The organism is Rhodococcus sp. NPDC056506, assembly GCF_042794945.1.
In the GTDB taxonomy this organism is placed as follows: Bacteria; Actinomycetota; Actinomycetes; order Mycobacteriales; family Mycobacteriaceae; genus Rhodococcus_F.
In genome coordinates this window covers 16619-37252 of sequence record NZ_JBHTSW010000052.1, presented here as the reverse complement: position 1 = coordinate 37252, position 20634 = coordinate 16619, and the positions used below count along the sequence as shown (strand labels likewise).

Genomic DNA, 20634 nt, shown 5'->3' with positions numbered 1-20634 from the left:
TCACGGACTGATCGGAGCAGTACACACCATGACCATCGCAGCAGAAGCTTTCACCCCGACAGCCCGGGTCGAGCAGGCTTTCCACCGGATCGAGGTGTTTCCGCATCCGCGCGGGTAATCACGCCTGCGGCTGCTGAATCGCCGCGCGGGTCCGTGTGCCGATCAGCGTGGAATGATGGACATCAGAACCATCACACGGATCGAGGACCCCATGTCGATTACGTCGCTGCCAGTGCTCGATCTGTCTCTGGCGCAGAACCCCGACACAGCCGAGCAGTTCCGCACTCAGCTCCGCGAGGCCACCCACGAGGTCGGATTCTTCTATCTCGTCGGCCACGGAATTCCCGACGACCTGCAGCGACGCCTCCTCGACGTCGCCCGCGAGTTCTTCGCGCTTCCGACTGCCGAGAAGCTCGCGATCGAGAACGTCCGCAGCCCGCACTTCCGTGGATACACCAGGCTCGGCGGTGAACTGACCGAAGGCAAGCAGGACTGGCGCGAGCAGATCGACATCGGCGCCGAACAGCCCGCCGCCGAGCGCACCGACACCTCACCGGCCTGGGAGATCCTGCAGGGGCCGAACCAGTGGCCCGACGCCCTTCCCGAACTTCGCGACGTCATCACCGAGTGGAACGACACGCTCACCGCGATCGCATTGAGCCTCTTGCGCGAATGGGCGGTAGCACTGGGTCAGGATGCAAACATCTTCGACGACGCGTTCGCTCACGATCCGTCGATCCTCATCAAAGTGGTGCGTTACCCCGGACGCCCGGAAGGTGCCGATTCCCAGGGCGTCGGCGGACACAAGGACGCGGGCGTGCTGACACTGCTCTATGTCGAACCAGGCAAGGGTGGTCTGCAGGTCGAGCACGACGGCGACTGGATCGACGCACCGCCGATCGACGGGGCACTGGTGGTCAACATCGGCGAACTGCTCGAGGTGGCAACCGGTGGCTACCTGAAAGCGACTGTGCACCGCGTAGTTTCACCCGAAGGCGACGGTGAACGTATCTCGGTGCCGTTCTTCTTCAACCCGAACTACGCAGCACAGATCCCGGAGTTCGACCTACCGCCCGAGTTGGCAGCGCGCGCCACCGGCGTCACCGTGGACGCGAACAACCCGATCCACGATTCCTACGGGGCGAACGCCCTCAAGAGTCGACTGCGCGCGCACCCCGATGTCGCGGCCCGCTGGTGGCCGGACATCGTTGCGGCACAAAGCGCTACCTGAAGCTGAACTACAGGTCCATCGCAACTTTCCACGCCGTGTGCATCGCACCTTCGATGTAGTCGACGTTCACCGCGTCACCAACGACATGCACGTCGGAGACGACGCCGATCAGAGCGTCGGCCAGTGGCGCCTGCGCCGAAACACCCGACGCGACGACAACCATGTCGGCCGAAGCTGTCAGTGTCGCGTCACCGGAACGGAATTCGACGTGCTGCTTGGTGATTCGCTGCACCGTTGAATTGCGGTGAATGTTCACACCGACGTGCTTGGCGTGACGCACAGCCGTCCAGCGGCGCGGCATCGCCATCGGAATGCCCAACTGCTGACCTTCTTCGATCAGCGTCACATTACGACCGCGCTCGGCCAGGAACTCCGCAAGCTCGAGTCCGACAAGCGAACCACCGATCACCACGACGTCCTTGCCCATGGGCAGGAATTTGCGAGTCACAGCTCGGATCGCCGCGGGACTCTTGGTGATACCGGACAGCTTGCCCAACTTGGCCATCGTCCGCAGGAACGGCGGTACCTGTGAGACGTCACCGGCGCCGGTCATCAAGGCGCGCAACGAGTCACCGGTATGTACGTGCGGGAGATCGCCGCCCGGAACACTCGGCCGCTCACGGACTGCACCGGTGGCCACGACCACGGCGTCGGGGTTCAGTGCCCGGATCGAGGCGACCGAGGCTTCGGTCTTCAGTCGAACATCGACACCGAGACGCTCGATTTCCACTTTCAACCAGCTGAGCAGACGCCCGTTGTCCGGGGTAGTGAGGCTCGAGAACCACAGGGTGCCGCCGAGGCGATCGGACTTGTCCAACACCGTGACTCGGTGCCCACGTTCAGCTGCCACGCGGGCCGTCTCGAGACCGCCGGGGCCCGCGCCGACCACAACAACGTGCTTCGGAGTGCTGGTGCGAACGAAGGGGAGCAGTGCCTCGTTACCCAGGGTGGGGTTGACAGCGCACAGCGGGGTCTCGTCCCAGAAGTTCTCCTGCACGCAGACGTAGCAATTGATGCATGGCCGAACACGCTCGGGTGCACCGTCTTTGAGCTTGTTCACCAACTGTGGGTCTGCCAGCAGCTGACGGCCCATTGCGGCGAAGTCCGTGCGACCTTCCGCGATCATCTTCTCGCCGACCTCGGGGAGCATACGTCCGACGGTGATCACGGGAATCGAGATCGCCTGCTTGATTCGAGTTGCATTGTCGGTGTAGTAGCCGACCTTGTCGGGCAGGGGGCCGTCGGTGAAGTTGGCAAAAGCATTCAGTGCGGTACCGGTGACATGGATGGCGTCGGCCCCGGCCTCTTCGAACATCTTCGCGGCCGCAGCCGCCTCGTCGACCGTCAGCCCGTCGGTTTCCCCATACTCTTGACCGGCCAGACGCACGATGACGGCAAGCGAACCGCCGACCTCCTCCTTGACCGCCCGAATAACCTCGCAAGCCAGGCGAGCACGGTTCTCGATCGAACCTCCGTACTCGTCGCTGCGCTGATTCGTGTACCGACTCAGGAACGCTCCGAGGACGTAGTTGTGGGCACAGTGAATCTCGACGGCGTCGCCGCCCGCCGCCTTCACCCGTCCGGCAGCCTCGGCGAACATGCGGACCAGCCAATCAAGATCTTCCTTGGTGGCCTCGTGGTAGGTCGCCCTCTTGCCCTCGTTGATGGCAGCCATCTTGCCCAGTTCTTCGGGCGTGCAATCGGCCATCGCGCTCATGTCACCCGGCGGCTTCGGCGTGGACGGGACCAACTGCGGTCGGCCGTCGAGGGTATCGATGCGCGCCACCTTGCCGTGGTGTGTCATCTGCACACAGAGCTTGCTGCCCGCGTCGTGCACCGCGTCGGCCAATGCTTTGAGTCCGGGGATGAACCGGTCTTCCGATAGCCCCGGTTCCTTGCGACTGGTGCAGCCCAGCGGATACGCAACAGCGCAGCAACCGGTGATGATCAGACCCGTTCCACCGGCCGCGCGCGCCACGAAGTGGTCGATGTCGCCCTTTTCGATTTCCCCGTCTTCACACAGATTCATGTCCATGGCAGGGAGAACGACGCGATTGGGCACCGTCATCGGGCCGATAGTGCCTGGTGCAAGAAGGTGCGGAAAGGTCTGGCTTCGGATCGTCACGAGTGGACGCTAGAACTCGACGACGCCCATCCGTTGCCGCACTCCCGATGATCGAGACTTCACGCGCTGTGACGTGCGAGGCATTCGGCTATCACCGCGAGCGCATATTCGAGGTCTGCGGATTCCACCCGCCCGTAGCCGATGACCAATCCGCCGGGGTCTCCGTGCGTTCGGGTGGACTCGACCAGGGTGGGCACTTCGACGCCGTGTTCAAGTGCCTCACGGGCGACAGTGGCTGCCAGATCCGCGTCGAGTATGAGCGTCGTATGCATGCCGGCGCCGAGTCCGCGCAGTTCGCCGAACGGTGACAGCGCCTCTTCCACTGCACGATCTCGTTCGCGGTACCGACGACGTGCCGTGCGCACCGCCCGATCCCATTCGCCGTCACGGAGTAGAGACAGGAGTGCTTGCTGCAGCGGAGCCGAGGGGAAGTCGCCGATTCGCTTGCGGTGTACTGCTATGCGGTCGACCAATTCGAGAGGAGCTACCAACCAGCCCAGTCGAATTCCCGCGCCGAGAGTCTTGGCAACCGTGCCGAGATACACCACCCGGTCCGGAGCCAACTGCGCAAGCGCAGGCAAAGGTGCTACGTCGTAGCGGAATTCGGAGTCGTAGTCGTCTTCGAACAGGACAACATCGCGGGTTCGAGCGAAGTCGATCAACTGATTGCGACGACGGACGGGAAGCAGCCCTCCGGTCGGATACTGGTGGGACGGTGTCACATACACGCCACGAACGTCCTCCGGTGCCGATTCGAGTTGGTCCACACAGAGACCGTGCGCATCAACCGGCACGTCCAGTAACGACCATCCGCATGCCGTTGCGGCCGAGGATGCGTAGCGATATCCAGGATCTTCCATCGCCAGGACTGCACCACTGGTGCGTAACGCCGACAGGGCCAGGCCGAGGCCGTGGGTGGCACCCGAGGTGATCAGGATTCGCTCGGGTTCGACCGACATACCTCGGGCCCTCGCCAGCAATTGCGATAGCGCCGAGCGCAATTCGTAGTCACCCGCGGGATCGGGATCCTCGAATGGTGGTGGCGTGGCCCCGACGTCTCGCCACGCTCGACGCCACGCTGCCGAAGCGCGCGGCGGCGTCCACGGCACACCGGGCCGAAGCCGCACCCTGGGCAACACCTTCTCGGCGGGCTTCGCGGTCGTAGTCGTGGGAGTGACCACGGGGGAGGGTGCCTCGGCAACGAAGGTGCCCGAACCGTGCACAGCGACCAGCCAACCCTCTGCGATCAACTGCTCATACGCCCGTTCCACGACGCCCCGCGCCACCGCGAGCTCTGACGCCAGCTTCCGGGAACTGGGTAACCGCAGACCGACCGCCGCCTGACCACTGCGGATGTCAGCTCTGAGATGGTCGGCGACCTGGACCGGAAGCGCCCGCCGATCCGTCCGGTCGAGGACTACGGCTACCGCCGAAGGAAGAAGCATCAGAACCTTTCTGAAGTGGCCTATCGAAGTCTCCACTGATTGGATCATGACTTGAAGCCACTTTGCCAGCAGCATTGTCTGCATGACAGATTCCGTTGTCCTCACCGTCCCAGCAGTTATTGCACCGCTGTCCCCGACAGCACGTACGACGCACAAGCGGGCCCGCCACCACGGCGTCGCGGAACGAGCAGCCCTCGTCGACGTATTGCAGTCCGCGAAGCTGTGCCATATGGGTGTGACCGTCGGCGGAGTTCCCATGGTGTTTCCCACCGTCTACGGGTTCGACCTCGACGGCCCCGACCGCGGCGGATCTATTTATGTTCACGGTTCAGTGGCTTCACGGAGCTTGGCTCCCGACAGCGAAATCTGCATCACCATCACGATCCTCGACGGACTCGTGTTGGCTCGGTCGGGCTTTCATCATTCGATGAACTACCGCAGCGGAATCATCGTCGGATCACCTCGAGTCGTGACCGACGGCGACGAACGCGTGAAGGCTTTGAATCTGATCGTCGACCAGGTGGTTCCCGGTCGTTCCCAGCACTTGCGGGATCACACGCGCAAGGAAATGGCAGCAACCATCGTTCTTGCGCTGCCGTTGTACGAGGCTTCCGTCAAGGCCCGCGCCGGCGGGCCCGGTGACGATGCCGCCGACATCGGTGTCGAAACCGTTTGGGCTGGAGTAGTTCCTGCATCCACGCTCTTCGGTGAACCAATTCCGTCTGACGATCTCGACTCCAACGTCGAACTACCGGAACATATCTCGACGATGGTCTGATCCCACTCGCGAGTCCGACAACACACGTCGAGCACCGGGGCATGGTGATGCCCCGGTACTCGACGTCTTCAGTTATGCCCGTTCAGGCGGCTGTGGGTGGACTGTTCCCGATCGGCTGCTGATACGGATCAACGGACATCGGCGGATAGAACACCGTTTTTCGATCGGGGCCGATCTCCACCCGCCACTCGGTGTGGTGCAGTGTCCGATGATGATGACCACACAACAGAATCAGATTGTCGAGATCTGTTGGGCCACCATCATTCCAATGAACAATATGATGAGCATCGCACCACCCTGATGGTGTCCCGCACCCCGGAAACGCGCACCCACCATCACGCACCGCCAGCGCCCGCCTTTGCGGAATCGTCGCGGTTCTTGCTTCCTTGCCGCAGTCGAGTGGAACACCGTTCTCATCCAACAGAATTCGCGTGACTGTGCAGTCGCAGGCCAACATCCGTGCGGTGTCGATGCTGATCGGGCCCACCCAATCCGTCCACGCGAACCCGAGTTCCTCCGTCGACGGCAGTAGATCCTTCAAAGCCTGCATATCGGTCATGTCTTTCGCCGACGCAGTCATAGTGATGTGCGGTTTCACCCCACCCTCGATCGGACCCAACCCCGCCCGCTCGTACCGTCGCAACAGTTCGCAGAACCCGTCCGCCCGCCGCAGCGCCGGAGTGCGAGTGTCTTTCACGCCGTCTTTCTCCGGCGTCGGCGCCGAAAGGCTCGACAGCAACGTGATCAGACGGGCCCCGTTCACGGCATCCAGATCACCCTTCACCGACACGCGCCCGTACAAGCCCTTCGACGCATAGAACTCGTTGCGCTCCGAATCCTCCCCGACCGGGACGCCGTCCTCGCGTTTTCCGAACTGCTTCTCGATCCGCCGAATCGCCGCCCGCACCGCATCACAATCGGCGATGTTCTTCGACGCCAGGTCAAGCAAAATCCCGCGGGCCTTGTCCACATCCGCCGGGGTCATGTTCTTCGGCGGATGCTGACAAAAGGACGCCACCTGACGAGCCTTCAACGCATCAACGTCACCCCGGTGAAAAGCATCGGCGACAACGGGTTCGAGCAACAACAGCCGCGCCAGACTGACCAGCAGGCTGCACTCACCGATCTCCAGATTCGTCGAACCATGCAACCACTGCGCGATCGCCCGAAAACCCTTCCCGACCACAGTCTCCCGGGAAAACATCTCCACGATCAACAACACCATCCGCGACTGCAACTCGTGCCGGACACGCACCAGATCCAGAACCTCACCCTTGAGGTCCTCACCATCCAGCTGCCATGCTTCCCGGCTGTCCATGCAGCAATCGTATTCGAACACAGTTTCGAAAACAAGAGGTCGAGAAACGAAACTAGCTGCTAATCAACAACTTTCGCATTCCAGGCGAAACGGGCAGGTTCTTGGGTCGCGGGAGTAGCCTCGACTCGGCCGCCCATGAAGGGCCGGACAAGATCCAAGGGCAAGGGGAAGACAACGGTGGAGTTGTTCTCACTACCGATCTCGTGAAGCGTCTGCAGGTAACGCAGTTGCAGGGTGGTCGGATTGCGGCTGATCACTTCTGCCGCTTCGGCCAGCTTGGCCGAAGCCTGAAACTCCGCGTCGGCGTTGATGATCTTGGCTCGCCGCTCTCGTTCAGCCTCAGCTTGCCGGGCGATGGCGCGCTGCATGTTGGCTGGAATCTCGACGTCCTTGATCTCCACGGTGGTGACTTTGACTCCCCATGGTTCGGTTTGCTGGTCGATGACCTTCTGCAAGTCCTCGTTGAGACGTTCACGTTCGGAGAGCAGCGAGTCCAACTCTGCCTTGCCGAGAATCGAGCGCAGTGTGGTCTGGGCGATCTGCGAGGTGGCAGCCAGAAAATCCTCGACCTCGACTATCGAACGGTCCGCGTCGACAACCCGGAAGTACGTGACGGCGGTGACCTTCACCGGAACGTTGTCGCGGGTGATCACCTCTTGGACCGGAATCTTCAGCGTCACGGTTCTCAGACTGACCCGCTCCATGCGATCGATGGCCGGAACCAGAATCACCAGGCCTGGGCCTTTCAAGGTGATCAGTCGACCGAGGCGGAACACGACTGCGCGCTCGTACTCGCGCAGAACTCTCACCGACATACCCACAAGGACTGCAATCAGCACAACAAACACGGACAACACAACAAGGACGGTGGTCATAGCGGCAGCTCCCACGGTTCACGACGACGCACTTTCAGAGTCAGGCCTCGAACCTGCTCCACGACGACGGATTCGCCCACGGCAGGTGCAGAATCGTCGAACCCGAATTCCATTCGAGCACTCCATAATCCGCCGTCCAGCTCGACCTGACCCTGCACACCGGTCCAACTGCGGACCGTCGCATCGGAGCCGACAAGCGACTCGGTCCCGGTACGCACGGGCGCGCGGCGCGCGGTAAGCACTTTTCGGCTCGCTACCGCCACTACGCCCAGGCCGACCACCGCAACCCCCGCCGTCACCGGAATCGCGATCAATTGGCCGATACCGTCGGACGTGAAGAGCATCCAGACGCCCGCACCGATCAGAAGAGCCCCCAGCGCACCGAGCACCCCCGCGGTTGGGGCATGCGCCTCGACCACGATCAACAGGACACCCACCAGCAGGGCAACGACACCGATCGTCGTCATCACTCGTCTCCACGCTCGCGAGGACGCGGTCACGTCGCGTAGCCATTGTGCGATCGCGCCCTCGACTTCAACGGTAATCACGTTCGGCCGGATCTGCCACAAGCGCTTTCACATCAATTCAGAGAAGGACCTCACCGATCTGTCTCGCGGTCACCTTGGCAAGATCCGCGAGGAACGGAATCCGCTCGTCGATCATCAACTCCACAGGGCCGCGGAGCCCGAGAGCGTAACGCACAGTGCCTGATCCATCGACGATCGGAATTCCGATCGTCCGGAAATCCGGGGTCAACTCTTCGTCGTTGAATCCGTAACCGCGCTCGCGGGTCAATTCCAACTCCCGACGGATACCGGCAACATCGGTGATCGCACGCTGGGTGGTCGCTTCACGTGGCAGGGCAGCGAGTTCCGAGTCGTCGACATCGGACCAGGCCAGAAAGGCTTTCCCCAGTGCGCTCGCATGCAAGGGAAGTCGAACACCCTGCAGCACGTGTCCGTCGGCCTCCCGCCACCGACTGAAACCGAGCAACACCACCTCGCTTCCGCTTCGCACTGCCAGCGAGGCGGATGCTCCTGTCGTCGCGGCCAGTTGCTCCAAGTAGGGCTCGGACAGATAGATTCGATGCTGCCGGTAGGAGACCTGTCCGTAAGCCGCCAGCGACGCGCCGATGCGATACCGACTGGTTGCGTCGTCCTTCTCGAGAAATCCCGCGTCGACGAGCGACTGCAGCAATCGATGCGTGGTGCTGACCGCAAGCTCTTGTCGCCGCGCAACTTCCGAGACTCCCAGTTCTTCGCCACTGCGAAAACATGTGAGCATGGTCAGGGCACGGGTTACCGTCTGAACTCCCGCGCCGCGTGCGTCCGTCACGAACGATCCTTTCGCTGTGGCCTGATCGATCTGAGAATCGGACGCTAACACGGACCCAGCAGTCCGGCCATCCTTTCCATCAGATGGAAAGGAACCGAACGTGGACCTGCATAAGCCCAGATGAACAGACTTCCGATGTTGTCAAGATTTCCAATCTCCAGAAAACAAACGGGGGTAAAACGGACTGGCACCCAATAGCGTCATCGTCGTCAGTTCTGACGATTCAACGCCTGAAGGAGCCACATACATGTCCCGCTTCCGCCGACTGCCACGAGCTGCCGCTGCGCTCGCCATGATCCCGCTGGCCGGGTTGGCGGTGGCGTGTGGGTCTTCCGATTCCGACAGCGCCGCAGGCAATTCCAGCGCAGACTTCACACTCAAGGTCTTCGATCCCGGAAACTCCGGTGCCATCGCCGTCGGCAAGCGCGACGGAACCTACGACGAGGCGCTTGCACCGCTGGGCGCAAAGATCGAATGGGTCAAGACCACACCGGGATTCAGCTCCAACCTCAAACTTTTCAACAGCGGCGAACTCGATATCCAAACCGGCGCATACAGTCCCGTCGTCGGCGCACTGTCCAAGGACGTGGGTGTCCGCATCTTTGCGACGTCGGACCCGTACAACAAGGACCAGGCCGGCATCATCGCCACTCCGGAATCCGGCATCAAGACCGTGGCCGACCTGGCAGGCAAGCGCATTGCCGTCAACCCGGCAGGCAAGGGCGAGTACATCACGCTCAAGGCTCTGACACAGGCCGGAGTGCCGATCGATTCCGTCGAACGTGTTCCCCTGCAACAGGCTGATGCCGCGTCGGCATTCTCCACCGGGCAGGTCGACGCCTGGGCTTCGTTCCTGATTCCTTACCAGGAGGCCAAGGCCAAGGGCGCGGTCGAGATCGCAACCGAAGCGAGCATTGACTCCGTGGACAGCACCATCATCGCCGGCCGCACCGCGATTCTCGAAGAACATCCCGAGGTGGTCCAGAAGTTCCTCGAGGTCACCCAGGAACTCACCGCGAAGCAGCAGGCCGACCCGGCAGCATTCGAGAACGTCTTCGAACAGACCGGTCCGCGTGCTCTCTCCGGACAGCGACTCGACGACGCGATCACCCTGGGCGGCCAGATCACCAACTTCCGCTACCCGACCGCAGCCGATGCCACCGACCTCGAATCCATCTCCACGTTGTTCGCCGACAACAAGGTGATCCAGCAGCCGATCAAGGGCAGTGACGTGATCTTCGACCTCCAGGGTGCTGTGGCAGGTTCGGCAGCGGCAGCACCCACCACCGAGGGGAAGTGACCCGATGGTGACGCTGACCCGGCCCGCACGAACTGCGTCGCCGTCAGTGGAGCATCCGCAACTCGAAACGCCCCGCTACCGGCGCAATCGGAGCAGGCCCAAGTGGATCTCGATTCCCCTCCGTTTCCTCGTTCCCGCGCTGCTGGTTGCCGGATGGTGGATCGGGTCGGCTACCGGGCTGATACGAGAAGAGATCCTGGCCGGACCTCCGGCGGTGTGGACGGCTTTCGCCGAGCTGTACGAGTCGGGCCAGTTGGTCGACTTCGGTCTCGCGTCGCTTCAACGTGCTGCGCTCGGTGTTTCGGTCGGTGTCATCGTGGGATTGGTGCTCGGGGTTCTGTCCGGTCTCTCCTCGCTCGGTGAAGAGCTGATCGACTCCACCATGCAGATCAACCGCGCGGTGCCGTTCCTCGCGCTCGTTCCGTTGTTCATCGCCTGGTTCGGTATCGACGAAACCTTCAAGGTGGTACTGATCGCCGTCGCGACCGTCGCACCCATGTACGCGTACACCTACCTGGGAGTGCGCGGAGTCGATCGCAAGATGGTGGAAGCGGCACAAGGTTTCGGCCTGACGGGTTGGCGACTGGTCTTCGGGGCAATTCTTCCGACCGCCCTCCCCGGTGTTCTGATGGGGCTTCGAATCTGCTTGTCGCTCAGCATCACCGGATTGATCGCAGCAGAGCAGGTCGGCACCCGTGAGGGCATCGGATACCTGGTCACCCTGGCGCAGGAATACAACCGCACCGACTACATGGTCCTGTGCATCGTCATGTACGCGGCACTGGGTCTGATATTCGATGCAATCGTCAGACTGATCGAGCGGTACTCCATGCCGTGGCGGAGATTGTCGGTGGCACGATGACGAATACAACCATCGGCTCGTTGCCATCCACCGAAGCACCTCTGCCGCCGTTGGCAACCCGTGAGCGGACCGGTACCACCGCGGCCGAGCGACGGGCCGGATCACCGGTAGCGGTCTCGCTCACCGGAGTGCGTAAGTCGTTCGGCGACAAGACTGTTCTGGGTGGTATCGACCTCGAGATCACGCGCGGTGAGTTCGTCGTCCTGCTCGGTCCCAGCGGCACCGGCAAGACGACACTGCTGCGAGTGCTCTCCGGATTGGAAGCACCGGACAGCGGTGAGGTGCTGGTCCCGCGCGATCGCACGGTCGTCTACCAAGAACCGCGATTGATACCGTCGAAGCGAGTTCTGGCCAATGTCACAGTGGGACAGAAGCGGTCACGTCAGGTGACCGACAACGCCCGCAACGCACTCTCCGAGGTCAACCTCGCGGACAAGCACCGCGCCTGGCCTGCCACCCTCTCCGGCGGCGAGGCCCAACGCGTCGCATTGGCTCGTGCCCTCGTCCGCGAACCTGAACTGCTGCTACTCGACGAACCCTTTGCCGCGCTCGACGCTCTGACGCGGCTCCAAATGCAAGACCTGGTAGGCGATCTGGTCGCGCGTCACCGTCCCGCGGTATTGCTCGTCACTCACGACGTCGACGAAGCCGTACGACTCGCCGACCGCGTGCTCATTCTCGACAAGGGCGGGTTTGCCGTGGACGTCGACATCGACCTGCCACGTCCCCGCGACCGGAACGATCCCGAATCTTTGCGCTACCGAGCGAGTTTCCTGAAGGAGCTCGGCGTCGGCCGCACCTTCCCCGACGGACAGGACAGTCATGACATTGATCGCTGATTCCGCAATCGACACACTCTGGTACACCCGCTGCCCCGTCCCCACCGCGAGCGGACTCGCCAACAGCCTCGGTTGGCTCGACCGGACGGCAAACGAATCCGGAGTGCGTTTCGGCGTTCTGCAAGATGCGGGACCGGAGTTGGCAGTGCGCCATTTCGACCACCAACTCTCCGGACTCATTCGCGAAGGCGGCAACGTCCCCGCGCTGGCCGCGCGTGCCGGTGGTTCACCGACAAGGCTGATCGGACTCACCTGGATCGACGAGGCCCAGGCGATCTTGGTGCGCGGTGACTCCGACATCCGAGAAGCAGGCCTGCTGGCCGGCGCTCGGATCGGAATCCCGGCCTGGGCGGCGGACCAGGCCAGGAGCTTTCCTCGCGCCATGGCTCTGCACGGCTTCGCCTCGGCACTTCGGCTGGGCGGGTTGAGTTTTGCCGACGTCACGCTCGTCGAGGTAGCAACGACGGCAGCCCCCGAGGTCCGCACTGCCTCCTCCAGTCGCAACACGACGTGGGGCGTCGAATCCCTGCTACGCGGCGACCTCGACGCCATCTACGTCAAGGGAGCCCGCGCCCAGGAAGTTGCACGCGAACACGGCCTCGCGGTGGCCGTCGATCTCGATTCCACTGCTTCCCTGCGTGATCGCGTCAACAACGGCACTCCACGCCCGATCACGGTTCACTCCGATCTACTCGAACAGCGTCCGGACATCGTTGTCGGTTTCCTCGCCGAGAGCCTGAGGGCGGCGGACTGGGCCGCAGCCAACATCGACGAGGTCCGAGCCGTGCTGCAGACCGAAACACAATCGGGGCCCGAAGGTGTGGTGGCAGCGTACGGCGAGAACTTCCACACCGGACTGCACTTGAGCCTGTCGGACGAGCGTGTGGACCTGCTCGGCGTCCAGAAGCAATTCCTGTACGCGCACGGCTTCCTCGCCGCCGACTTCGACCTGCAGTCGTGGGTGGCGCACGAACCCCTGGAACAAGCCAGCGCACTTGTCGCTGCTCAGAAGGGCACAGCAGAATGACGGACGTCTACTGGGAGCTGCCCTCGCGCGGTGACGGACGCCGAGCAGTGGCCGCGCTGAACAGTCGCGGCGGCTTCGGGCCACAGCGACCGACTACCGTCGCGACCGATGTTCGCCCCGGAAACTTCGGGCCCTTCGACGAACTGGCGCAGATCGTTCTCGCAGCCGAACTGTCGGGCGTCGACGGGGTAGTCGCACCGTACGATCCGAGCGGAGAAGAATCCTGGATCGTTGCTGCCGCAGCACTGCGTCAGACGCGTCATTCGCGAGTGGTCGTGGAGTTTCACTCTACTTTCGGCACTCCAGTCTATGCCGCCAAAATGTCTGCGACACTTCAGCGTCTGTCGGCAGGTCGTCTCGAGTGGCGCGTGAAGGTCGACACAGACGCCGACGATGCCACCGCTCGCGGTGACGCGGTTCGAGGAGCCAACCGCTACGCGCGCGCCGCGGAGTTTCTGACCGTCGCACGCGGTGTGTGGAACGAGGAACAGATTCTGCCAGGTGGATTCGGCGGCACCGGCTACGACTTCGACGGCGAGTACTACGACGTACTCGGCGGCGGATTCCGAGGCATCTTGTCCGGACTCCCTTTTCCCCGAGTGCATCTGACCGGCGACTCTCCGGAAGCTCTGGAACTGTCCGCCCACCATGGCGACGTCCATCAGTTCACCCTCGCCGGTGACGAGTTGTCGACGCGGATCACCGCCCTCGACGACCGAGCGTCCGAACTCGGCAGGACAGTCGACAAGGTCCTGCGCATCCCGATCATCGCGCGGGAGACAGCCGACGAAGCCTGGGCTCGCGTCGAACGGCAACTGAGAGAAGCCGATTCCGCTGCACTCGAGATCGATCGGGGCGGCATCCTGTGGTCCGGATTCGACCGCATCGGCTACGAGCACAGCATCGGTCTCGTCGGAAGCTACGAGGAAGTGGCACAGCGACTGTCGTCGTATCGCGATCTCGGCGTGGACGGCTTCGTCTTGACAGGTCGGCCACACATCGAAGAGCTGCACCGGGCGGGCGAGCATCTCCTGCACCTGGTCGATCCCGAGGGTCGGATCCGTAAAGAAGAGAAGGCCACCGCATGAGCATCGATTTCTATTGGCGGATCGGGATGGAGGGCGACCATGCGTCGCTGCGCACCCCGCGCCGCTACAACCGCGGCGACGCCGGTGGCTACGGGCCGGGCAACATCGCTCCCGCGATCCGCGGCGGCGAGTTGGACGGCTACAGCTACATCGACCACATGGCCGCGGTGGCAAAGGCTTCCGAGTCCGCCGGCTTTCTCGGTGGACTGCTGCCGTCCTTCCCGATGACCGAGGATCCGTGGGCGACCGCAGCAGCGCTGGCCGCCGAGACCACCACGTACCGATTCATGGTCGCGTTCCAACCGGGGTTCCTTCACCCGGTGCAGGCCGCGCGAATGTCGGCCAGTCTGCAGCGCGCAACCGGCGGACGTCTGGTCTACAACATCATCAGTGGCGGAGGCGGAGCGCCTCAGCTGTGGTGGGGCGACAAGGTCGACCACGACGACCGCTACACCAGGACGTCCGAGTTCCTCGATGTCCTCAAAGGTGTTTGGGACGGCGAACCTTTCGACTTCGACGGTCGCTTCTTCCAAACCCAGGGCGCCGCACTGCCACCCGGACTTGCCGGCCAGCCGTTTCCCGAGGTGTACTTCTCCGGATCGTCGGCTGCAGCCGTCGCCGCCGCCGGACTGCACTCCGACTACTACCTATCCTGGCTGGAGCCGTACGCCGACTTGAGAGCCAAGATCGACGGTGTGCGGGAGAACTCGGCCAAGCTCGGACGCACCCCGAAGTTCGCCGTACGCATCGACGTCGTCGCCCGGCACACCGAGGAAGCTGCATGGGCCGAGATCGAGAAGGGTTGGGCCTTCGTCGACAAGGGCGCTGCCGATCTTGCAGCGCAGGGTGATTCGGTGGGCGCTGCCCGCATCAAAGGCTGGGTGCCCGAACACATCACCGGTTACCGGGATCTGGAAGTGCAGCCCAACGTGTGGTGCGGTTTCAGCCTGATCCGCGGCGGACCGGCGTTCGGTCTGGTCGGTAGCTATGAGCAGGTCGCCGAAAGACTTGACGAGTTGCGCGAACTGGGCGTCGACGCCTTCATTCTCGCCGGTAACCCGCACCTCGAAGAGGCCTACCGCGTCGGCGAAGAAGTTCTACCTCTTCTGCAGCGCACCCCGATCACACCTTCTGGACTGGAGACCCGATGACCACCACCGAAACCCGTCTCGATGCCGACACCGCAGCATTTGTCGAGGAAGCACGTAGAGCAGCCGACAAGGCTTTCGATGTCTTCCGCAAGACCGGAACGGTTGCGGCCAACGGGACCGTCAACTTCGTCGAACGCGTGCCGGACACCGAAATTGCAGTCGCCCTGAACGATCCGGGACCGTGGGCGGATGACCCATCGGTGTCACCAGTGGTCGCCACCTTCGACGGTGAGGTGCTGTCCGGTACGGGATCGGCCGGTTTTGTCACCGGGTATGCGTCCGTGTTCCGTCAGCATCCGGAGATCACCAGCGTCGTCCACATCCACACCCCGTGGCTCGGCGGTTGGGCACAGACACATCGGACACTGCCGATTCGCTACGCGGCTTCGCAGAGGTTGACTCTCTCCCGAGAGATTCCGCCGCACATCGATCGGTCACGATCTGCCGGCGAGTTCATCCTCGAGCGCCTCGAACACGACCCCGATCTCGTCGCGATCTTCGAAGCCAACGGCGGGGTCAACGTCATCGGCCGCAGTGGGTTGCTCGACCTCGCGAAGTTCGTCGTCCTCCTCGAGGAAGGTGCACAGTTCCAGGCGATCGCCGAATCCCTCGGCGGCTCGGTCGAATTCGATCCGTCCAACCTCACCGTCCAGTGGGGGCGTAGCGGACTCGCCGACGAGGCGCGTCGACGCGGCCTCATCTAACCACCCCCATCACAGATTCAGAACAGGAAACCGTAGATCCCATGACCGTTCGCGTCGGATACTTCCCACACAACAATTCGCTGTTCGTTCTGCGCCACACCGGAATCCTCGAACGCCGTCTCCCCGACGTCGAGTGGGTGGACCTGCGTGAGCTTCCCGCCAAGCCCGCGGTGAACCCGGAGAACGCGTTGCCGACCCTGCACTCGGACTGGCTGTTCGAGGAGGGCGGATACGACGTCATCGGAACCGGCTTCACGCCGCCCGTCACCGGACTGGCCCAGGGCCGCGACCTCGTCTACATCGGAATCTCCGGTCCCCGAGTGGAGAACGGGCGCCTGGTGGTCAAGGCCGATTCCGAGATCAAGTCGGTAGATGACCTGCGCGGCAAGCGAGTCGGCATCGCGCACGGATCGTGGCAGACCACACTTCTGTTGTTCGCCCTGGATCAGGCGGGACTGACGTGGTCCGACATCGTCCCCGTCGACACCGACGTCCGCGGCGGTGGAGCGGACCTCGTCGACGGCACCATCGACGCCTGGGTGGGTGCTTACCCGGGGTTGACGGACATCGAAGCGAACCACGAACTGCGCACGCTGATCGCCACCGACGGACTCTTCAGCCACCCGTCACTGTGGTTCACCCGGCGCGACTTCGCCGACACCAACCCGGAGGCGCTTCAGGCGGTCATCGAGGCTCTGCAGGAATCCGACGCCTGGATCGAAGCCAACCCCCGTGAAGCCGCACAGATCTTCGTCGACGACGTCGAGAAGCATGGCGGGTCCGCAAGCCTCGACGCCTGGGAAGCCGCACTGCGCGGACGTCCATTCGGTGTAAACGCCGTCACCGAAGAATTCCTCGACGAGCAGCAGCGCGCGGCCGATCTCCTGCTGAACAACGGACTACTGCCGCAGGCGGTCACCGTTCGGGAAGCAGTAGTGCCGTGGATCAGCGAGTTCGTCGGTTCGGACCGTTCGTCGATCTGAGAGCCTGCACCTGGCAGGTGACAGATACCGAACGGTCTGCCATTGTGAAGGAATGCGGCGGCGTGTGGGTGAGAGTTGGTCCACGCGACCAGTCTCAGGGGTAACCCCTGGGTCGGCCAGAAGAATTGGATACTGCGTCCACCGGCGCTCGGCACGCTCCGCGTGCTTGCCGCCGCTCCGGACAAAGGATTTGGTCACCTCATGCCGCCGCATCCCGGGCTCGAATCATGCGTGACTTCGAACTCGATCCCGAGTTGGCGCGACTCCTGGCAGTTACAGCCGCTGACGCTCCATGGACTCTCGGTGGGCTCGAAGATGCATTCGGAACGGTCCACGGTGTCTCAGCGACATCGCTCGCCGTCCGAGTGCTCGACCTCATGCCGGCCCCACCGTTCGAACCACAGACCCTGTACCGATTGCTACGCGAACTGCCGCGGCTTCGACCAGTCCCGGTCTCACTCGACACCAACGAATCCTCGGTGTGGCGGTTCGACGTCCCCCGCTACAACACCAGTGCGGATCTGGCGCGTTCACTGGATCTGACGATCTCCGAACTCGAGTGGTTTGCCGACCGCGGGGAGTGGCTGCGTACGAAACCCCTACCGCTACGCCACTACCGGCCAATGCAGATCAGCAAGAAGGCCGGCGCTCGCCTCCTCGAGATACCGAAACCCCGGTTGCGCGAAATCCAACGGAAGATATTGCGCCGCATACTCGACCAGGTGCCCGCACACGACGCGGCCCACGGGTTTGTCCGTGGTCGAAGTCCGCTGACTTTTGCAGCGCCGCACGCACAGTCGGAAATCGTGATCGGTGTGGACCTCGCACAGTTCTTCCCGTCGATCACCGGTGAGCGAGTCCACGCGATCTTCGCCGCCCTCGGGTATCCACCCGCAGTGGCAGGAGCTCTCACCGGATTGTGCACCGTCGCAACACCTGCCGATACCCTGCGCGGTCTGCCGTACGCACAGGCGTCGCAGCTACGAACCGCGCATCTACCTCAGGGTGCGCCCACTTCGCCTGCACTGGCGAATCTCGTCGCGCGCAAACTCGACATCCGGTTGAGCGGGCTCGCACAAGCGAACTGGCTCACCTACACCCGATACGCCGACGACCTCGCCTTCTCCGGAATCGAAGTAGCCGACGTCTGCACCCTCCTGTGGACGGTCGAGCAGACCGCCAGGGACGAAGGGTTTGCCGTCCATCCGCGAAAGACCAAGGTGATGCGCCCTCATCGACGCCAACACCTCACCGGGCTGGTGATCAACGACCAACCGTCGTATCCGCGTGACGAGTACGATCGCCTGCGCGCCCTGCTTCACAATGCCGCTAATACGTCTGCGCAGGAACAGAATCGGGACGGAATCGAGAACTTTCGGGCTCACATCCACGGCCGGATCGCGCACATCGGCGAGACCAGCGCTACGCGCCGACGCACATTGCTGCGCCTGGCCGAACGTGTGAATTGGGACGACTGACGCCCCCGAATCAGACCCGCGGGGTGTACGCCATGCATTCGACTTCCATGTGCGCACCCAACGCCAGTCCATCTGTTCCGAACGCGCTGCGTGCCGGCAGTCTCGATGCCGGGAAGTACTCGAGATAAACCTTGTTGAACTCCTGCCAGCGAGACATGTCGTCAAGCATGACAGTGCATTTGAAGATCGCTTCGACGCCGGATCCGTAGGCGATCAACGAAGCGACAATGTTCTCCATGGTCTGGCGGGCTTGCGCTTCGAAGCCGTCGGCCAAGGTGCCGTCGGGAAGCATGCCGATCTGACCCGACAGATACAGAACGTCTCCGACTCGTACTCCGGTGGAGAACGGTGTGTCGAAAGCGGGTGGGATGAACTCGACGGTCTGAGATGAATCCATTAGGTCTCCTCGGAAGTGGAATATGCTTGGCGAGCGGGCGATTTCAGCGCACTGGACGGGCACGAACGTCGGCCAGGAAGTGCGCCACCAACTCGTTCCACGCGTGCGGGTCCTCGAAATAGGGGGAGTGACCGCGGTCGGCAAGCTCGACCACTTCTGCGTGAGGCAGGAACTCGGCGGCGCTGCGAATCCGCTCGGGTGTCATCAAGTCGTCCAGCTCACCTGCGATCAGGAGAACCGGCGCAGCCACCGCCGCGAGTTCGGCCACCGAATAGTTGTGGGCCTTGAGAATTCGGAAGAACTCGGTGTCAGGTGGGCGATGGCCGAAGGTGCCGAGAGCTTGGTACAGATATGCCCTCGCCATGTCCAAGCTCGGCAGCCGTCCGCCCACAGCGGGATGTTCCCCCAGGGGCCGCGCGGTGACGGGTGCTGCGGTGAGGGGCGGTGCGCTGTCCGGGCCGAAGCCGACGGGAATGCCGCCGGTCGTGCAGGCCAGCACTACCGACTCCACCCTGTCCGGAACGGCGATCGCGGTCCCCAGTGCGGCCCAACCACCCATCGACTGGCCCACCACATGGGCTCGATCGACGTCCAACAGGTCCATGATTTCGATCAGATCCGAGACTGCCGCTACCGGGCCGTGGTTGCCGTTCTCGTTGGTAGAGCGGCCGAATCCTCGCTGATCCCAGCTGATCACCCGATAATGCTGAGCGAAGTAGGGCACCTGTTGGTACCAGACGGCCGCATTTCCGCCGAGACCGTGCGTGAGAATCAGATCCGGTCCGTCGCCGGCAGTCTCGTACCAGACCCGTTCGCCGTCTGCGACGGTGATGAAGCCCTCGGTCCGTGGAATCATCCTTCTTCTCCTGCGTCGGACGGGCGCTTGCCCGAAGTGTGGTCAGTGAGGAGTTGCTGCACTTCATCGGTCGCCCGCAGCAGGTGTTCTTCGACCATCCGCGTCGTTTTCGCGTCGAAGTCGGTGTCGAAACCGATCACCGTCAACGCACAGAGGGGAGACCCCTTGCGAGAAGACACTGCACGCGAGACCGAACCGATGATGTCCTGAGATCGTTTGTGGACGACAGCGAATCCGGTTTTCTGCGTCTCGGCGATGTCGGCGAGGAACCCGGTGGGGCCTTCGAGTGGATAGCCACTCTTTTCCACCATTGCCAGGTAAGGCGCCCGAGTGTTGTCCTCGAGTGCCGCCACCAACGCGAGCGGACCCGCGAACCGGTGCGGCGGAAGCAGATCCCCGAGCATCCGAGTGATCATCTTGAGCCGCTCGGGACGCAGCGCCGCGATGATCCGGGTCCCGCCGCTCTCGAGGACCTGCAGATTCACCATCATGTCCGTGCTCTCGGACAGCGCCTGCATGGTCGGATCGCACAAGGCCGCCAAGGAATGCGCGGCTGCTTCGTGGGAAACCTGCAGCGCAGCCGGTCCGGGGAGATAGCGACCGTCGTAGCGGAAGACCCACCCACGGTTCGCGAGTTCTCCGAGCACTCGGTGCGCAGTCGGGCGGAGCATCCCGACTTCTTCTGCCAGTTCACTGAGCTTCATCGGCGTGGTCGAGCGCGCGATGGCCTCGAGCAGATCCAGCGCTTTGTCGACGGCGGACGCAGAACCCTTCGTCATCCGATCCCCTCCCGGTGCCGTGTGAGTACCCGGCGATCCGAAATCTCGTGTTCTTGGAAAACC

General features: G+C 63.0%; 20 protein-coding genes. 11 read left to right on the top strand and 9 right to left on the bottom strand.

The genetic code is table 11. The features are described from left to right. The first annotated feature begins 172 nt into the window (after positions 1–172). Positions 173–1231 (top strand): isopenicillin N synthase family dioxygenase, encoded by a 1059-nt coding sequence (locus tag ACFQ6H_RS26855; protein ID WP_378649683.1) that lies wholly within the window; start codon positions 173–175, stop codon positions 1229–1231. Between the two features lie 7 nt (positions 1232–1238). Here the strand turns inward: ACFQ6H_RS26855 and ACFQ6H_RS26850 are convergent, their stop codons facing one another. After that, positions 1239–3356 carry an FAD-dependent oxidoreductase gene (locus tag ACFQ6H_RS26850; RefSeq protein WP_378649681.1) on the bottom strand — a complete coding sequence of 706 codons (2118 nt, stop codon included), beginning with the start codon at positions 3354–3356 and terminating at the stop codon, positions 1239–1241. Between the two features lie 59 nt (positions 3357–3415). Further along, positions 3416–4801 (bottom strand): PLP-dependent aminotransferase family protein, encoded by a 1386-nt coding sequence (locus tag ACFQ6H_RS26845; protein WP_378649679.1) that lies wholly within the window; start codon positions 4799–4801, stop codon positions 3416–3418. 82 nt (positions 4802–4883) lie between these two features. Between ACFQ6H_RS26845 and ACFQ6H_RS26840 the strand changes: the two genes are divergently transcribed. Next, positions 4884–5579 (top strand): pyridoxamine 5'-phosphate oxidase family protein, encoded by a 696-nt coding sequence (locus ACFQ6H_RS26840; protein WP_378649677.1) that lies wholly within the window; start codon positions 4884–4886, stop codon positions 5577–5579. Between the two features lie 82 nt (positions 5580–5661). On the opposite strand, the gene ACFQ6H_RS26835 is transcribed toward ACFQ6H_RS26840, so the two are convergent. From ACFQ6H_RS26835 to ACFQ6H_RS26820, 4 genes are all read right to left on the bottom strand, one after another. Beyond that, the gene (locus ACFQ6H_RS26835; protein WP_378649674.1) at positions 5662–6897 is read right to left on the bottom strand and encodes a DUF222 domain-containing protein; all 1236 of its coding nucleotides are present in this window, start codon (positions 6895–6897) and stop codon (positions 5662–5664) included. A gap of 59 nt (positions 6898–6956) precedes the next feature. Next, positions 6957–7772: a slipin family protein gene (locus ACFQ6H_RS26830; protein ID WP_378639765.1), complete on the bottom strand. Its 816-nt coding sequence runs from the start codon at positions 7770–7772 to the stop codon at positions 6957–6959. Beyond that, complete coding sequence (locus ACFQ6H_RS26825; protein WP_378639762.1) at positions 7769–8239, bottom strand: NfeD family protein; 471 nt, start codon at positions 8237–8239, stop codon at positions 7769–7771. Before ACFQ6H_RS26825 ends, ACFQ6H_RS26830 begins: the two co-directional genes overlap by 4 nt. 118 nt (positions 8240–8357) lie before the next feature. After that, a complete protein-coding gene (locus tag ACFQ6H_RS26820) occupies positions 8358–9107 on the bottom strand; it encodes an IclR family transcriptional regulator (RefSeq protein WP_378649672.1) in 750 nt (249 codons plus the stop codon). Positions 9108–9354: 247 nt separating this feature from the next. Here ACFQ6H_RS26820 and ACFQ6H_RS26815 point away from each other — a divergent pair, with 247 nt between their 5' ends. The 9 genes from ACFQ6H_RS26815 (at position 9355) to ACFQ6H_RS26775 (ending at position 18539) form a co-directional block, all read left to right on the top strand. Next, the gene (locus ACFQ6H_RS26815) at positions 9355–10407 is read left to right on the top strand and encodes an NrtA/SsuA/CpmA family ABC transporter substrate-binding protein (protein ID WP_378649670.1); all 1053 of its coding nucleotides are present in this window, start codon (positions 9355–9357) and stop codon (positions 10405–10407) included. Positions 10408–10411: 4 nt separating this feature from the next. Next, complete coding sequence (locus tag ACFQ6H_RS26810; RefSeq protein WP_378649668.1) at positions 10412–11269, top strand: ABC transporter permease; 858 nt, start codon at positions 10412–10414, stop codon at positions 11267–11269. Further along, the gene (locus ACFQ6H_RS26805; RefSeq protein WP_378448485.1) at positions 11266–12108 is read left to right on the top strand and encodes an ABC transporter ATP-binding protein; all 843 of its coding nucleotides are present in this window, start codon (positions 11266–11268) and stop codon (positions 12106–12108) included. The genes ACFQ6H_RS26810 and ACFQ6H_RS26805 overlap by 4 nt, the downstream gene beginning before the upstream one ends. Next, entirely contained in the window at positions 12092–13135 is a 1044-nt protein-coding gene (locus ACFQ6H_RS26800; RefSeq protein WP_378649666.1) for an ABC transporter substrate-binding protein, read from the top strand. The genes ACFQ6H_RS26805 and ACFQ6H_RS26800 overlap by 17 nt, the downstream gene beginning before the upstream one ends. Beyond that, positions 13132–14223 carry an LLM class flavin-dependent oxidoreductase gene (locus tag ACFQ6H_RS26795; RefSeq protein ID WP_378649664.1) on the top strand — a complete coding sequence of 364 codons (1092 nt, stop codon included), beginning with the start codon at positions 13132–13134 and terminating at the stop codon, positions 14221–14223. The genes ACFQ6H_RS26800 and ACFQ6H_RS26795 overlap by 4 nt, the downstream gene beginning before the upstream one ends. Next, entirely contained in the window at positions 14220–15374 is a 1155-nt protein-coding gene (locus ACFQ6H_RS26790; protein WP_378649662.1) for an LLM class flavin-dependent oxidoreductase, read from the top strand. The genes ACFQ6H_RS26795 and ACFQ6H_RS26790 overlap by 4 nt, the downstream gene beginning before the upstream one ends. Next, complete coding sequence (locus ACFQ6H_RS26785) at positions 15371–16078, top strand: class II aldolase/adducin family protein (protein WP_378541394.1); 708 nt, start codon at positions 15371–15373, stop codon at positions 16076–16078. Before ACFQ6H_RS26790 ends, ACFQ6H_RS26785 begins: the two co-directional genes overlap by 4 nt. Before the next feature lie 41 nt (positions 16079–16119). Further along, positions 16120–17061, top strand: coding sequence for an ABC transporter substrate-binding protein (locus ACFQ6H_RS26780; RefSeq protein ID WP_378649660.1), 942 nt, complete (start codon positions 16120–16122; stop codon positions 17059–17061). A gap of 227 nt (positions 17062–17288) precedes the next feature. Continuing rightward, positions 17289–18539 (top strand): reverse transcriptase family protein, encoded by a 1251-nt coding sequence (locus ACFQ6H_RS26775; RefSeq protein ID WP_378649657.1) that lies wholly within the window; start codon positions 17289–17291, stop codon positions 18537–18539. A 10-nt stretch (positions 18540–18549) separates the two neighbouring features. On the opposite strand, the gene ACFQ6H_RS26770 is transcribed toward ACFQ6H_RS26775, so the two are convergent. Genes ACFQ6H_RS26770 through ACFQ6H_RS26760 form a run of 3 tightly spaced genes read right to left on the bottom strand, consistent with a single transcriptional unit; the run spans position 18550 to position 20571 of the window. Then, entirely contained in the window at positions 18550–18936 is a 387-nt protein-coding gene (locus ACFQ6H_RS26770; protein ID WP_003946047.1) for a RidA family protein, read from the bottom strand. 43 nt (positions 18937–18979) lie between these two features. Then, positions 18980–19792 (bottom strand): alpha/beta fold hydrolase, encoded by an 813-nt coding sequence (locus ACFQ6H_RS26765; protein WP_378649655.1) that lies wholly within the window; start codon positions 19790–19792, stop codon positions 18980–18982. Beyond that, a complete protein-coding gene (locus ACFQ6H_RS26760; RefSeq protein ID WP_378448492.1) occupies positions 19789–20571 on the bottom strand; it encodes an IclR family transcriptional regulator in 783 nt (260 codons plus the stop codon). Before ACFQ6H_RS26760 ends, ACFQ6H_RS26765 begins: the two co-directional genes overlap by 4 nt. Positions 20572–20634: the final 63 nt, after the last annotated feature.

What these genes read in the sequence shown, in the direction of transcription:
- ACFQ6H_RS26805 (WP_378448485.1), top strand. Translation starts at nt 11,266, where the DNA reads ATGACGAATACAACCATCGGCTCGTTGCCATCCACCGAAGCACCTCTG.
- ACFQ6H_RS26775 (WP_378649657.1), top strand. Translation starts at nt 17,289, where the DNA reads ATGCGTGACTTCGAACTCGATCCCGAGTTGGCGCGACTCCTGGCAGTT.
- ACFQ6H_RS26815 (WP_378649670.1), top strand. Translation starts at nt 9,355, where the DNA reads ATGTCCCGCTTCCGCCGACTGCCACGAGCTGCCGCTGCGCTCGCCATG.
- ACFQ6H_RS26765 (WP_378649655.1), bottom strand. Translation starts at nt 19,792, where the DNA reads ATGATTCCACGGACCGAGGGCTTCATCACCGTCGCAGACGGCGAACGG.
- ACFQ6H_RS26790 (WP_378649662.1), top strand. Translation starts at nt 14,220, where the DNA reads ATGAGCATCGATTTCTATTGGCGGATCGGGATGGAGGGCGACCATGCG.
- ACFQ6H_RS26780 (WP_378649660.1), top strand. Translation starts at nt 16,120, where the DNA reads ATGACCGTTCGCGTCGGATACTTCCCACACAACAATTCGCTGTTCGTT.
- ACFQ6H_RS26785 (WP_378541394.1), top strand. Translation starts at nt 15,371, where the DNA reads ATGACCACCACCGAAACCCGTCTCGATGCCGACACCGCAGCATTTGTC.
- ACFQ6H_RS26835 (WP_378649674.1), bottom strand. Translation starts at nt 6,897, where the DNA reads ATGGACAGCCGGGAAGCATGGCAGCTGGATGGTGAGGACCTCAAGGGT.
- ACFQ6H_RS26845 (WP_378649679.1), bottom strand. Translation starts at nt 4,801, where the DNA reads ATGCTTCTTCCTTCGGCGGTAGCCGTAGTCCTCGACCGGACGGATCGG.
- ACFQ6H_RS26810 (WP_378649668.1), top strand. Translation starts at nt 10,412, where the DNA reads ATGGTGACGCTGACCCGGCCCGCACGAACTGCGTCGCCGTCAGTGGAG.
- ACFQ6H_RS26840 (WP_378649677.1), top strand. Translation starts at nt 4,884, where the DNA reads ATGACAGATTCCGTTGTCCTCACCGTCCCAGCAGTTATTGCACCGCTG.
- ACFQ6H_RS26855 (WP_378649683.1), top strand. Translation starts at nt 173, where the DNA reads ATGATGGACATCAGAACCATCACACGGATCGAGGACCCCATGTCGATT.
- ACFQ6H_RS26760 (WP_378448492.1), bottom strand. Translation starts at nt 20,571, where the DNA reads ATGACGAAGGGTTCTGCGTCCGCCGTCGACAAAGCGCTGGATCTGCTC.
- ACFQ6H_RS26825 (WP_378639762.1), bottom strand. Translation starts at nt 8,239, where the DNA reads ATGACGACGATCGGTGTCGTTGCCCTGCTGGTGGGTGTCCTGTTGATC.
- ACFQ6H_RS26830 (WP_378639765.1), bottom strand. Translation starts at nt 7,772, where the DNA reads ATGACCACCGTCCTTGTTGTGTTGTCCGTGTTTGTTGTGCTGATTGCA.
- ACFQ6H_RS26770 (WP_003946047.1), bottom strand. Translation starts at nt 18,936, where the DNA reads ATGGATTCATCTCAGACCGTCGAGTTCATCCCACCCGCTTTCGACACA.
- ACFQ6H_RS26800 (WP_378649666.1), top strand. Translation starts at nt 12,092, where the DNA reads ATGACATTGATCGCTGATTCCGCAATCGACACACTCTGGTACACCCGC.
- ACFQ6H_RS26795 (WP_378649664.1), top strand. Translation starts at nt 13,132, where the DNA reads ATGACGGACGTCTACTGGGAGCTGCCCTCGCGCGGTGACGGACGCCGA.